This is a genomic window from Pengzhenrongella sp. (assembly GCF_036565025.1).
Taxonomy (GTDB): Bacteria; Actinomycetota; Actinomycetes; order Actinomycetales; family Cellulomonadaceae; genus Pengzhenrongella.
Genome location: NZ_DATCNW010000207.1, coordinates 1 through 13,375 on the forward strand (window position 1 = coordinate 1; position 13,375 = coordinate 13,375).

At 70.9% G+C, this 13,375-nt stretch carries 12 protein-coding genes; 2 read left to right on the forward strand and 10 right to left on the reverse strand.

The window, feature by feature from the left end; all coding sequences use genetic code 11:
* Positions 1-1,285, forward strand: a 1,285-nt coding sequence (locus tag VIM26_RS11960; protein ID WP_331951432.1) for a DUF349 domain-containing protein, incomplete at its 5' end; no start/stop codon positions are given.
* Between the two features lie 258 nt (positions 1,286-1,543).
* Positions 1,544-2,191 carry a hypothetical protein gene (locus VIM26_RS11965; protein WP_331951434.1) on the forward strand — a complete coding sequence of 216 codons (648 nt, stop codon included), beginning with the start codon at positions 1,544-1,546 and terminating at the stop codon, positions 2,189-2,191.
* On the opposite strand, the gene VIM26_RS11970 is transcribed toward VIM26_RS11965, so the two are convergent.
* From VIM26_RS11970 to pdxT, 10 genes are all read right to left on the reverse strand, one after another.
* Positions 2,136-4,481: a bifunctional (p)ppGpp synthetase/guanosine-3',5'-bis(diphosphate) 3'-pyrophosphohydrolase gene (locus VIM26_RS11970; protein ID WP_331951436.1), complete on the reverse strand. Its 2,346-nt coding sequence runs from the start codon at positions 4,479-4,481 to the stop codon at positions 2,136-2,138. The two genes, VIM26_RS11965 and VIM26_RS11970, sit on opposite strands and share 56 nt — an antisense overlap.
* Positions 4,482-4,594: 113 nt before the next feature.
* Positions 4,595-5,158, reverse strand: a complete 564-nt coding sequence (locus VIM26_RS11975; RefSeq protein ID WP_331951438.1) for an adenine phosphoribosyltransferase — start codon at positions 5,156-5,158, stop codon at positions 4,595-4,597.
* A gap of 2 nt (positions 5,159-5,160) precedes the next feature.
* Positions 5,161-6,282: a protein translocase subunit SecF gene (secF, locus tag VIM26_RS11980; protein WP_331951440.1), complete on the reverse strand. Its 1,122-nt coding sequence runs from the start codon at positions 6,280-6,282 to the stop codon at positions 5,161-5,163.
* Entirely contained in the window at positions 6,282-8,132 is a 1,851-nt protein-coding gene (secD, locus tag VIM26_RS11985; RefSeq protein ID WP_331951442.1) for a protein translocase subunit SecD, read from the reverse strand. The genes secF and secD overlap by 1 nt, the downstream gene beginning before the upstream one ends.
* A gap of 102 nt (positions 8,133-8,234) precedes the next feature.
* Positions 8,235-8,657 carry a preprotein translocase subunit YajC gene (gene yajC, locus VIM26_RS11990; protein ID WP_331951444.1) on the reverse strand — a complete coding sequence of 141 codons (423 nt, stop codon included), beginning with the start codon at positions 8,655-8,657 and terminating at the stop codon, positions 8,235-8,237.
* Between the two features lie 118 nt (positions 8,658-8,775).
* Positions 8,776-9,831, reverse strand: coding sequence for a Holliday junction branch migration DNA helicase RuvB (gene ruvB / locus VIM26_RS11995; RefSeq protein ID WP_331951454.1), 1,056 nt, complete (start codon positions 9,829-9,831; stop codon positions 8,776-8,778).
* Between the two features lie 28 nt (positions 9,832-9,859).
* Entirely contained in the window at positions 9,860-10,489 is a 630-nt protein-coding gene (gene ruvA, locus VIM26_RS12000) for a Holliday junction branch migration protein RuvA (protein WP_331951446.1), read from the reverse strand.
* Positions 10,490-10,685: 196 nt separating this feature from the next.
* Positions 10,686-11,258: a crossover junction endodeoxyribonuclease RuvC gene (gene ruvC / locus VIM26_RS12005; protein WP_331951448.1), complete on the reverse strand. Its 573-nt coding sequence runs from the start codon at positions 11,256-11,258 to the stop codon at positions 10,686-10,688.
* 155 nt (positions 11,259-11,413) lie between these two features.
* Positions 11,414-12,181 carry a YebC/PmpR family DNA-binding transcriptional regulator gene (locus tag VIM26_RS12010; RefSeq protein WP_331951450.1) on the reverse strand — a complete coding sequence of 256 codons (768 nt, stop codon included), beginning with the start codon at positions 12,179-12,181 and terminating at the stop codon, positions 11,414-11,416.
* 2 nt (positions 12,182-12,183) lie between these two features.
* Positions 12,184-12,855, reverse strand: coding sequence for a pyridoxal 5'-phosphate synthase glutaminase subunit PdxT (gene pdxT / locus VIM26_RS12015; RefSeq protein WP_331951452.1), 672 nt, complete (start codon positions 12,853-12,855; stop codon positions 12,184-12,186).
* Positions 12,856-13,375: the final 520 nt, after the last annotated feature.

Sequence of the window (13,375 nt, forward strand, 5' to 3'; positions counted from 1 at the left end):
GGTCGCGCCGCCGCTCGACGCCGCCGAGGTCGCCGCGGCGACCGCCTTCGGTCGGGTCAGCGAGGACGGCACGGTGTACGTCCGGGAGACTGCGGGCGAGCGGATCGTCGGCCAGTACCCCGCAGCGAGCGCCGAGGACGCGCTGTCGTTCTACGTCCGGCGCTACGTGGACCTGCAGGCGAAGGTCGTGCTCTTCGAGGCCCGCCTCGGCGCGAGCGACCTGCCGGTCAAGGAGATCGACCAGACGCTCGCGAAGCTCACCGAGGAGACGGCCGAGCCGGCCGCCGTCGGCGACCTGGACGGCCTGCGCGCGCGCCTGGACGCCCTGCGCTCGATCGCCGCGGAACGTCGCGCCGTCGTCGAGGCAGAGCGTGCCGCCGCGAAGGAGGCCGCGGTCGCCGCCCGCACCGAGATCGTGGAGCAGGCCGAGAAGATCACCTCGACCGACCCCGAGCGCATCCAGTGGCGCCCGGCCGGTGAGCAGCTGCGCATCCTGTTGGACCAGTGGAAGGAAGCCCAGCGTTCCGGCCCGCGCATCGACCGCCCGACGGAGGAGTCGCTCTGGAAGCGGTTCAGCCACGCCCGGACGTCGTTCGACCGGGAGCGCCGGCACTTCTTCGCCGAGCTCGAGACCCGCAACGCCGATGCTCGTGCCGCCAAGGAGGCGCTGGTCGCCGAGGCCGAAGCCCTCTCGGGCAGCACCGAGTGGGGTCCGACCGCCGGGGCGTACCGCGAGCTGATGGCGCGTTGGAAGGCGGCAGGGCGCGCGAGCCGCAAGGACGACGACGCGCTGTGGGCCCGCTTCCGCGGTGCTCAGGACGCGTTCTTCGCCGCGCGCGACGCGGTGTCGGCCGCCACGGACGAGGAGTTCCGGGCCAACCTCGGAGTCAAGGAACGCCTGCTCGCCGAGGCCGAGAAGCTCGTCCCCGTCAAGGACCTCGCCGCCGCGAAGATCGCACTGCGGGACCTCCAGGAACGCTGGGAGTCGGCCGGCAAGGTTCCGCGCGCCGACGTCCAGCGCATCGAGGCACGGCTGCGGGCCGTCGAGACGACGATCCGCGACGCCGACCAGGCGGTCTGGAGCCGCGGCAACCCGGAGACCCGCGCGCGAGCCGAGGGCGCGGCCGCACAGCTCGAGACGGCCATCGCCGGCCTCGAGGCCGACCTCGCCTCAGCCCAGGCGGCGGGCAACAAGCGCAAGGTCGACGAGGCACGCACCGCGCTGGAGGCCCGGCGCGCATGGCTCGAGCAGGTCCAGCGCGCGGCGGACGACCACCGCGGCTGAATCCGCACGCACCGCGGCTGATCTCCGGCTGATCTTCCGGCTGATCTCCGGCTGATCTTCTCGCTAACGTCCGAGCGTTGACGTCCTATAGGACGTCAACGCTCGGACGTTAGCGGGTGAGTCGCCGGGTGAGTGGCGGGGTGAGTGGCGGGGGTGGGGCCGCAGGGGCCACCCCCGGTGCACGGGTTCGGGACGTCGTCCACAGCGACGGCGGCCCGCACTGGCGCGGGCGCCCGATCGGCCGGGATGCTGCCAGGCATGGAGCTGACCGCGCTGGCATGGATGTCGCAGGCACCGTGCGCGGTGCCCGAGCAGCTGCGCGCCGTGGAGTTCGGCGCCATCTCGTGGCAGGCAATGATCCTCGACGGCGTCGCACGGCACGTCTGGGGCGGCCTCGCGATCGCCGCAGACCTGACGGAGACCCCCGACATCCGCGCGAGCGCGGTACACGATCTCGTGCCCCCACGCGGCGTCGTCGGGCGGGCCGCCGCGGCGTGGGTGCACGCCGGCGGGCCGCTGCCGGGGCGGATCGAGGTGATCGTGGCGCCCCGGGCACGCCGACCGGATCCCCACCCGCTCCGGGTCCCGCACGAGAGCGCGCTCACGGCGAGCGACGTCGTCGTGGTGGGGCCGCTTCGCGTGACGAGCGTGGCACGCACCGCGCTCGACGTCGCCCGCTGGTCCGGCCCGGACGACTCCGGGCAGCTGCTCGAGAGCCTCGTGCGGTGCGCCGGGCTCGACGCGACCCACGCGCTGGGACTGCTGGACGCCCTGCCGGGTCATCCCAAGACGCGCGCGGCTCGCGAGGTCATGCTCGCGCTCGGCGGGGTTCGCCCCGCCCCCGGCGAGCTCAGCCCAGGGTCGTCAGGCTCGCGGCGTGCGCGCTGTCGGCCCGCGAACCGGTGAGCCGGTAGACGTCGAACACACCCTCGACCTTGCGGACCGCCGCGAGCACCGACGCCAGATGACCCGGCTCGGCCATCTCGAACACGAACTTGGACATCGCGACCCGTTCCCGGGAGGTCGAGACGCTGGCCGAGAGGATGTTCACGTGCGAGTCGGACAGCACCCGCGTCACGTCCGAGAGCAGCCGGCTCCGGTCGAGGGCCTCGACCTGGATCTGCACCAGGAACATCGACGTGCCGCCCTGGGTCCATTCGACGTCGACGATCCGTTCGGGCTGGGCCCGCAGTCCTTCGACGTTCACGCAGTCCGCGCGGTGCACGCTCACGCCGGACCCGCGCGTGACGAAGCCCATGATCTCGTCCCCGGGCACCGGGGTGCAGCACCGGGCGAGCTTCACCCAGATGTCGTCGACCCCCTTGACGACCACGCCGGGATCGCCGGTGCGCACCCGCCGCGGGCTGCTGCCCGGCCGGGCCGTCTCGGCCAGGTCCTCCTCGTCGCCGGGCTCGCCGCCCATCGACTGCACCAGTCGCTGCACGACCGTCGCGGCCGACACCTGTCCCTCGCCGATCGCGGCGTACAGCGCCGAGACGTCGGCGTGGCGCATCTCGTGCGCGAGCGCGACCAGCGCCTCGTGCGAGAGCAGCCGCTGGATCGGCAGGTTCTGCTTGCGCATCGCCTTGGCGATCGCGTCCTTGCCGTGCTCGACGGCCTCCTCGCGGCGCTCCTTGGAGAACCACTGGCGGATCTTGTTCCGGGCCCGCGGGCTCTTGACGAAGACCAGCCAGTCGCGGCTCGGGCTCGCGGACTCCGACTTCGAGGTGAGCACGTCCACGACGTCGCCGTTGTCGAGCGTCGAGTCGAGCGGGACGAGGCGCCCGTTCACGCGCGCACCCATGGTCCGGTGCCCGACCTCGGTGTGCACGGCGTAGGCGAAGTCGACCGGCGTCGAGCCCGCCGGCAACGCCATCACGTCGCCCTTCGGCGTGAAGACGTAGACCTCGGCCCCGGCGATCTCGAAGCGCAGCGAGTCCAGGAACTCCGACGGGTCGGCGGTCTCCTTCTGCCAGTCGACGAGCTGGCGCAACCACGCCATGTCGTTCGCGCCGGTGTCCGCCTGCCCGGCGTGCTTGGCCGACTCCTTGTACTTCCAGTGCGCGGCGACGCCGAACTCGGCGCGGCGGTGCATGTCGTGCGTCCGGATCTGGATCTCGACCGGCTTGCCGCCAGGACCGATCACCGTGGTGTGCAGCGACTGGTAGAGGTTGAACTTCGGCATCGCGATGTAGTCCTTGAACCGGCCGGGCACCGGGTTCCAGCGCGCGTGCAGCGCCCCGAGCGCCGCGTAACAGTCCCGCACCGAGTCCACCAGGACGCGCACCCCGACCAGGTCGTAGATGTCCGCGAAGTCGCGCCCGCGCACGATCATCTTCTGGTAGATCGAGTAGTAGTGCTTCGGCCGACCGGTCACGGCGGCCTTGATCTTCGCCGCCCGCAGGTCGGCGCCGACCTGGTCCCCGACGGTCGCGAGGTACTCCTCGCGAGCCGGTGCCCGCTCGGTCACCAGGTGCACGATCTCGTCGTAGACCTTCGGGTACAGCGTCATGAAGGAGAGGTCTTCGAGCTCCCACTTGATCGTGTTCATCCCGAGCCGGTGGGCGAGCGGCGCGTAGATCTCGAGCGTCTCGCGGGCCTTGCGCTCCGCGGACTCCGCCGCCACGAACTTCCAGGTGCGCGCGTTGTGCAACCGGTCCGCGAGCTTGATGACCAGCACGCGGATGTCGCGCGACATCGCGACGACCATCTTGCGCACGGTCTCGGCCTGCGCCGCGTCGCCGTAGGTGACCTTGTCGAGCTTCGTGACCCCGTCCACGAGCATCGCGACCTCAGGACCGAACTCCTTGCGGAGCTGCTCGAGGGAGTAGTCCGTGTCCTCGACCGTGTCGTGCAGGAGGGCAGCCACGATGGTCGGCGTCGTCATGCCCAGCTCGGCCAGGATCGTCGCGACCGCGACCGGGTGCGTGATGTACGGGTCGCCGCTCTTGCGCATCTGCCCGCGGTGCGCCAGCTCGGCGACCGTGTACGCCTGCTCGACGGCGGCGAGGTCGGCCTTGGGATAGGTCGTCCGGATGGCCTGCATGAGCGGCTCGAGGGCCGGGGTGGTCCCGCTGTTCCGGGTCCCGAACCGGACCAGGCGCGAACGAACCCCGCTCCCCGCCGAGGCGGTCTCGGCCGGCGGCTCGGGCGGCGTGGGCACGCCCGACTGGGCCGTGCGCGTTTCCTCGCTCATTCGAACCTCCCCTCACCTGTGCCGGTACCAACCATCAACTTTACGGCCGCATTCCGCGCGAGGGCGAAAGACGCCCCTGGAGGCGAGGTCTCGATCCGGTACGCGGCGACGGCTCAGTCGACGGTGAGGATGACGTCCAGGGGCAGGTCCGCGAGCCGCGACCGGCCCGCGAGGAAGGTCAGCTCGAGCAGGAATGCGAGCCCGACGACCACCCCACCGGCCTCCTCGATCAACGAGACCGTCGCCGCAGCGGTGCCGCCGGTGGCCAGCACGTCGTCGACCACGAGCACCCGCGCGCCGGGCGCGATCGTCTCGTGGTGCAGCTCGACCCTCGCCGAGCCGTACTCCAGGTCGTAGTCCACGCCCAGCATCGGGCCGGGCAGCTTGCCCGCCTTGCGCACCGGGACGAAGCCGACGCCGAGCGCCGTCGCGACCGGGGCGCCCATGATGAAGCCGCGCGCCTCCATCCCGGCGACGAAGTCGATCCCCCCGGCGAGCCGGGCGACGTCGGCCAGGTGCTCGACGACGGCCGCGAAGGCGGGCCCGTCGGCGAGCAGCGGGGTGATGTCCTTGAACATCACGCCAGGTCCCGGGTAGTCGGGCACGTCCCGGATCAGCAGGGCGCAACGTTCCGCGAGCGTGAGCACGAGCTCTTGCGCCACCAGTTCTTCCGCCACGGTCACTTCGTTCCCGGCTTGCGAGGAGCCGGCTTGCGTCGTTTCGGCTGGGCCGCGGTCCCGAGGTGCTGCCCGGGGAGCAGGTGCCCGCCGAACCCGGCGGGAGCGCCCGCGAGGGCCGCCTCGCCGGTCTCGTCGCCCGCAAGGGCACGGGCCCGCGACGAGCGCACCTTGGCGTCGTGCGCGGCGATGGCCGGCTCGCGTTCGCGCAGCGTGACCTCGAGCGGGGTGGCCAGGAAGATCGAGGAGAACGTGCCGACCGCCATCCCGACGAACAGGGCGAGCGAAATGTCCCGCAGGGTGCCCGGCCCGAGGATGAACGTCCCCACGAAGAGGATCGCGGTCACCGGCAGCAGTGCCACGACGGACGTGTTGATCGACCGCACGAGCGTCTGGTTGACGGCGAGGTTGGCCTGCTCGGCGTAGGTCGACCTGGACTGGTCGAGCACGCCCGCGGTGTTCTCGCGGACCTTGTCGAACACCACGACGGTGTCGTAGATCGAGTACCCGAGGATCGTCAGGAAGCCGATCGCCGTCGCCGGCGTGACCTCCCAGCCCACCAACGCGTACACCCCGACGGTCAAGGTGAGGTCGTTCGCGAGCGCGATCAGGGCGGCCACGGCCATCCGCCAGGCCCGGAAGTAGATCGTCATGACCACGGAGACCAGGGCGAGGAAGACCACCAGGCCGGTGATGGCCTTGCTGGAGACGTCCTGGCCCCAGGACGGCCCGACGAACGAGCTCGTGATGTTCGCGCTCGGCACGTCGTACGCCTTGGCGAGCGCGCCGACGACCTTCTCGACCTGGTCGTTGGTGAGGGTCTCGGTCTGCACGCGAATCGCGTGCGCACCGAGGGTCGACACGCGCGCGGCTTCGGCGGGCGCGATCGTCGCCACCGCATCCGTCGCGGGTTGCTGAGCGGTCGTCTTCACGTCGGAGACGGTGAACTGTGAGCCGCCCTTGAACTCGATCCCGGGGTTGAGGCCCTTGAAGCCGAGCAGGAGCGCCGAACCGAGGACCAGCACGATGGCGATGGAGTACCAGATCCGGCGCTTGCCGACGATGTCGTACGACGTGCGACCCGTGTGCAGGTCGTTGCCCCACTGGGCGAAACCGGAGGCCATCAGGACTCGTTCCTCTCGGCGGACGGATCGGAGTCGGCAGCGGCATCGGTGCCTTGGCCGCCGCGCTGCCCGGGCAGGACGTTGGGCCCGACGTCGGCCGCGCTGTCCTCGAGGCGGGCGAGCTCGGCGGCACGCTTGGCCGCCCGGCGTTCGGCGATGGTCTGCTGCGGCGCGTCGCCGAACAGGTCCGCGGTCCGCGCGCCGACCGGCACCGGAGCGCCGGTGACGTCGTCCTGCGGCCCGCCGTCCAGGGTCCCGGGACGCCCCGAACCGGGTGCCTTCACCCGACCGCGGCCCGCGTAGCGCGGGCCGGTGGCACCGAGCCGGCGCGGATCGAGACCGGAGAACGTGTGACCCTCACCGAAGAACTTCGTGCGGGCCAGGATCAGCATCATCGGGTGTGTGAACCCGAACACCACGAACAGGTCGATGATCGTGGTCAGGCCGAGGGTGAACGCGAAGCCCCGGACGCCGCCGACGGCGAGGAAGTACAGGACCACCGCGGCGAGGAAGTTGACCGCGTCGGACGCCAGGATGGTGCGCCGCGCGCGACCCCAGCCCTTGTCGACCGCGCCGACCAGGGTGCGCCCGTCGCGTAGCTCGTCGCGGATGCGTTCGAAGTAGACGATGAACGAGTCGGCGGTGATACCGATCGCGACAATCAGCGCGGCGACACCCGGCAGACTCAGTCGGTACCCCTGCACCCAGGACAGCAACGTGATCACGCCGTAGGTGAGCAGGGCCGCGATCACCAGTGACGCGATCGTGACGAAGCCGAGCGCGCGGTACTGGAAGAGCGAGTAGACGACGACCAGCAGCAGGCCGATCATGCCCGCGAGCAGGCCCTTCTGGAGCTGCTCGGAGCCGAGCGTCGCGGAGATCTGCTCCTCGCTCTGCACCTGGAACGTGAGCGGCAGGGCGCCGAAGTTCAGCTGGTTGGCCAGCGAGGCCGCGCTCTCGCGGGTGAAGGTGCCGGAGATCTCCGCCTTGCCGTCCGAGATGATCACGCCGGGGGCGAGGGACGGAGCGGAGATGACCAGGCCGTCGAGCACCATCGCGAACTGGTTCTGCGGAGTCTTGAGGCTCTGCAGGCGGGTCGTGACCTCGCGGAAGACGGGGCGACCCTTCGAGGTGAACGAGATGTTGACGATCCACTCGTTCGTGGTCGCGCCCGTGGAGGTGGTCTTCAGGCCCGACGACGCGCGCGCGATCTCGTTGCCCTGGATCTCGACCGGCCCGAGCACGTACTTGGACTTGCCTTCTTTGTCGCAGGCCACGAGCGCCTGGTTGTCCGCTCCGCTGTCACCGCCGGTCAGGTTCTTCTTGTTCGTGCAGTCCAGCGCGTCGAACTTGTCGAGCACCTTCTGGTTGACGTAGTACGCGGCGTCGCTGGGGCTGTCCGGCTTCGCCTTCGGCGTGAGCGGGGCGGTGCCTGCCGGCGGCTTGACCACGGTCGGGGCCGCCGAGACGAGCACGGGACGGAACCGCATCTGGGCCGAGGTACGCACGAGGTCGAGGGTCGCCTGGTCGGGCCTGCCGGGCAGCGCCACCACGATGTTCTGGCCGCCCTGGCTGGTGATCTCCGCCTCGGAGACGCCCGAGGAGTCGACGCGCTGGCGGATGATCCGGATGGCTTCAGCGATCGTCTGGTCGGTGATCTTCTGCTTGCCCGTCGGGACCGGCTTCATGATCAGCTGAGTCCCGCCCTCCAGGTCGAGGGCGAGCTTCGGCGTCAGGGACGCGTCGGACCATTTCGTTCCCGCGACCAGCGAGCCGAAGAGCGCGGCGGCGATCACGCCGAGGGTCACCAGCGTCCGGATGGGCCGGGTGCGGCGTGATGTGGCAGCCAACGGAGTGTCTCTTCTCGTGCGCGCACCGCCCGCGAACCGCGAGCCGTGGAGGGATGTGGACCGTCCCCGCCCCCTTGCCGGATCGACGAGGAGGCGGTCAGCTCACTTCTTGTCGGTGGTGTCGTCGTCCTTGCGAGGGGTCTCGGTGAGGGAGGAGAGATCGTCGGGCACGTCGAGCGTGCGCTCGGAGCTCTCGGACTCGAAGTCGTCGTCGGCCTCGTCGGTGAAGTCCTCGACGTCGTCGGTGTCCTCGGCGTCCGACTCGAGCACGGGGGGCTCGATGACCTTGGAGATCGCCGCGCGGATCCAGCGGCTCGCGTTCCCGGGGGTGGACTCGAGGGTGATGACGTCGTCCTCGATGCCCACGATCGTGCCGTACAGACCCGAGCCGGTCATGACGTCCTGGCCGACCTCGAGGTTGGCGCGGAAGTCGCCGGCCTTGCGCTGCTGCTTCTTGTTGCGGTTCGACATGAACCACATCGCACCTACCAGCAACAAGAGAGGTATGAAGGTCTTTGCATCCATGGGTAAGTACGTCTCCGGAGCTATTGAGGGTGTCGCCGCAGTCTAGGCTCCCGGGCTCGGGATGCCCAAAGATTCGCCCTGCATCTGCTCTTGGAGATTCCCGCACCCTCCGCAGCGGCTAGGAGAACAGGGTCGTGCCCGACGTCGGCGGGGTCAGGCCGAGGTGCTCCCACGCGGCGGGCATCGCCACCCGGCCGCGCGCGGTCCGCCCTACCAGGCCCTCGCGCACCAGGAACGGCTCGGCGACCATCTCGACGGTCTCGGGCTCCTCGCCGACGGCGACCGCCAGGGTCGTCAGGCCGACCGGTCCCCCACCGAACCGGACGCACAGGGCGGTCAGTACCCCGCGGTCGAGTCGGTCCAGGCCGAGCGCGTCCACCTCGTAGACCGTGAGCGCCGCGTGCGCGGCCTCCAGGTCGAGGCGTCCGTTGCCACGCACCTGCGCCCAGTCCCGGACCCGCCGCAGCAGCCGGTTGCTGATGCGCGGGGTCCCGCGCGAGCGCGAGGCGATCTCGTGGGCGGCGTCGTCCCCGAGGTGAACGCCGAGCAGGCCGGCCGACCGGGCCAGCACCTGCTCGAGCTCGTCGATCGCGTAGAAGTCGAGGTGGCCGGTGAACCCGAAGCGGTCGCGCAGCGGCGCCGGGAGCAGGCCGGCGCGCGTCGTCGCGCCGACCACGGTGAACGGCGGCAGAGCGAGCGGGATCGCACTGGCCCCCGCACCCTTCCCGACGACGACGTCGACCCGGAAGTCCTCCATCGCGACGTACAAGAGCTCCGCGGCGGGGCGAGCGAGGCGGTGGATCTCGTCCAGGAACAGCACCTCGCCCTCCTCGAGGGAGGACAGCACGGCCGCGAGATCCCCCGCGTGCTGGATCGCGGGGCCCGAGGTCACCCGCAGCGGAGCACCGAGCTCGGCCGCGATGATCATCGCGAGGGTCGTCTTGCCGAGCCCGGGCGGGCCCGAGAGCAGCACGTGATCGGGCGCGCGGCCGCGGCCCAGCGCCGCCTCCAGGACCAGCGAGAGCTGGTCGCGCACGACGCGCTGCCCGACGAACTCGTCGAACCGCTTGGGCCGCAGGGCAGCCTCGGCCGCGCGCTCGATGTCGTCCGCGCCGGGTCGCACCAGACGCTCGGTGGTGACGGCGGCGTCCTCGTCGGTCAGGTCGTCGGTCATGTCGTCAGTCAGATCCCCCGCCATGTCCTCAGCCACGACCGGATCCCAACGACCTGAGCGCCGCCCGCAGGACGCCACCCACCTCGAGATCGGTCGTCAGGCTCGCGAGCTCGGGGTTGGCCTCGACGACTGCGGCGACGGCGTCGTCCGCCGCCTTGGCGTTCCACCCGAGTCCGACGAGCGCCTCGACGACCTCCGTGCGGCGATCCGAGCCGCCGACCCGGCGCGCGGGCGAGCCGTCCGGCGAGGCTACCGACGCGGCGCCGAGCCGGTCGCCCAGCTCGAGCACGATGCGCTGGGCACCCTTGTGCCCGATGCCCGGGACGCGCTTGAGCGCGACGAGATCCTCGGTGGCGACCGCGCGGCGCAGGGCGTCGGGCGCGTGCACCGCGAGCATCGCGAGGGCCAGCCGAGGACCGACGCCCGAGACGGTCTGCACGATCTCGAAGACCGCCCGCTCGTCGGGATCCGTGAACCCGTACAGCGTCAGGGAGTCCTCGCGCACGACGAGGGAGGTCGCCAGGAGCGCGGTATCACCCACCCGCAGGCCCCCGAGGGTGCCGGGGGTCGCGTGCACGAGCATGCCCACACCGCCGACCTCGACGATCACGGCGTCCAGGCGCACCGCCTGCACGGTGCCACGGACCGAGGCGATCACGTCGAGGTCCTGAGGGTCTGCACTGCGGTCTCTGCTTTCACGGCGACGCTCTGCTTCACTGCCACGCCGGGATCATTTCACGAATGAACCCCGGACGAACACGTGTACGAAGCGTGTCACGGTAGCAAAGACCTCCCACCCGTTAACGTCCGAGCGTTGACGTCCTATAGGACGTCAACGCTCGGACGTTACGGGGTTACCCACGCGTCGGGCGCCGCGAGGCGTGCTCCGCCGCGGCCCACGCCCGCTGGGCGACGGTCATCGACTGCAGGGGGCGCTTCGGAGCCGCGAGGGCGCCGGCCGGCCGCCACAGGTGACAGATCGCCAGGGCGAGCGCATCGGCGGCGTCGGCCGGGCGCGGCACCTCGGCGAGGCCGAGGATCCGGGTCACCATCGCCTGCACCTGCGCCTTGTCGGCGCGGCCCGACCCGGTCACCGCGGCCTTGACCTCGCTCGGGGTGTGCAGCGCGACGGGGATGCGGCGTCGGGCGGCGGCGAGCATCGCGATCCCGGCGACCTGCGCGGTCCCCATGACCGTGCTGACGTTGTGCTGCGCGAAGACCCGTTCGACCGCGACGACGTCGGGCGCCTGGCGGTCGATCCACGCGTCGATCTGCTCGGCGATGGCGAGCAGCCGACGGTCGATGTCATCCTCGGTCGAGGACCGCACGACGCCGACCGCAACGAACGCCGCCCGGCGACCCGGCAGGGAGTCGACGACGCCGAGCCCGCACCGCGTCAGGCCAGGGTCGACTCCAAGTACGCGCACGCGGTCATCGTCGCAGGCAGCGGGCCTTCGACGGTGCAGCGCGCGCCGCGCGCGGGCCTCGACCGCGGAGCGGTGCAACCGGCGAGCGGGCTACAACGACGCAGTTCACGCCGCGCCCTGCCGCAACAGCGGAGCGCGGCGATCCGCGGGTGCGCCTACTCGGCGTCCTCGGCCTCGAGCTCGGCCATCACGTCGTCGGACGCGTCGAAGTTCGCGAACACGTTCTGCACGTCGTCGCTGTCCTCGAGCATGTCGATCAGGCGCAGGATCCTACGTGCCCCGTTGACGTCGACCTGGACCTGGAGCGCGGGCACGAAGAGGCTGTCGGCCGAGTCGTACTCGATGCCGGCCGCCTGCAGCGCGGTGCGCACCGGCACCAGGTCGGTCGCCTCCGAGACGACCTCGAACGCCTCGCCGAGGTCGTTGACCTCGTCGGCGCCGGCGTCGAGGACGGCGTCGAGCACCGTGTCCTCGGTCAGGTCGCCCTCCTTGGGCACGATGACGATGCCCTTGCGGTGGAACAGGTACGAGACCGAACCCGGGTCGGCGAGGTTGCCCCCGTTGCGGGTGAACGCCACCCGGACATCGGAGGCCGCGCGGTTGCGGTTGTCCGTGAGGCACTCGACCAGCACCGCGATCCCGCCGGGGCCGTAGCCCTCGTACATGATCGACTGGTAATCAGCGGCGCCGGCCTCCTGGCCGGACCCGCGCTTGAGCGCCCGGTCGATGTTGTCGTTCGGCACCGACTGCTTCTTGGCCTTCTGCACCGCGTCGACCAGGGTGGGGTTGCCGGCCATGTCGGGGCCGCCCGTACGGACGGCGACCTCGATGTTCTTGACCAGCTTCGCGAAGAGCTTGCTCCGCTTGGCGTCGACAACGGCCTTCTGGTGCTTGGTGGTGGCCCACTTGGAGTGACCCGACATCGTTAACTACCCTTCGTTTTCGCCCTGACCCGCTCCACCGACGCTCGGCCCTCATGGGCCGGGTGCGCGCCCCGAAGTGTGTCGCGGACGATCTCTACGAACAGTCGGTGCACGCGAGGGTCGCCGGTGACCTCGGGGTGGAAAGAAGTCGCGAGCAGACGGCCCTGCTGCACTGCAACGATCCTACCGGCGGCGGGACCCGTCGAGACCGCGGAAAGGACCTCGGCTCGCGGACCGATCTCCTCGACCCATGGTGCCCGGATGAATACCGCGTGCACCGGGTCGCCGGGTATCCCGGCGATGGTCAGATCCGTCTCGAACGAGTCGACCTGGCGGCCGAAGGCGTTGCGTCGCACCGTGATGTCGAGCCCGCCGAGCGTGCGCTGCCCCTCGATGCCGCCGACGAGCCGGTCCGCGAGCAGGATCATCCCGGCGCACGATCCGTAGGCCGGCAGCCCGGACCGAAGGCGCTCCTGCAGCGGGTCGAACAGGTCGAACGCGCGCAACAGCTTGTCGATCGTCGTGGACTCCCCACCAGGGATCACCAGCCCGTCGATGTCGTCGAGCTCGCGTACGCGGCGCACCTGCACGGCCGAGGCGCCGGACGCCTCGAGGACATGCATGTGCTCGCGGACGTCGCCCTGCAGGGCAAGTACTCCGATCGTGGGCTTCACGAGCGAGCACTCTACGACCGCGCAGCGCGTGCCCGATTTGTCGGTTCTTCTGGGGGTCGGCTGGGCTTCCGCAGACGTCGCCGTCGCCGTCGCCGTCGCCGTCGCCCAACCGCCCGGCCGTGCCGACCAAGCCCCGCGCGCGTCGTCGTCCGCGAGTCGCTGCCGCGAGATTGGCAGCCGGCCGGCTCGCCCTCAGTGCAGCGCTCAGTGCAGCGCTCAGTGCAGCGAAAGTGCACCAAAACGCCTCATTCACTGCACTTTGGCTGCACAGAGCGATGCACTGAGCGGGCCCACCCACGGTGCTCAGGGTCGAGCCCGCCGTCGACGCTGACGGCGTCGGCCCGGCATCGACACCGATGGGCTCGGCGCCGCTCTCGGGCTCGCTCGCGCCGCGAACTGGGAATCGTTGTCGTATTTTCGGCGCAATCTGGCGACAACAACTCCCATCTCGCGGACCGAATCGACCCTCGTCGGCCACGGAGACAAGGTGGCGGTTGGGGGGTGGCGGTTGGGGGGTGGG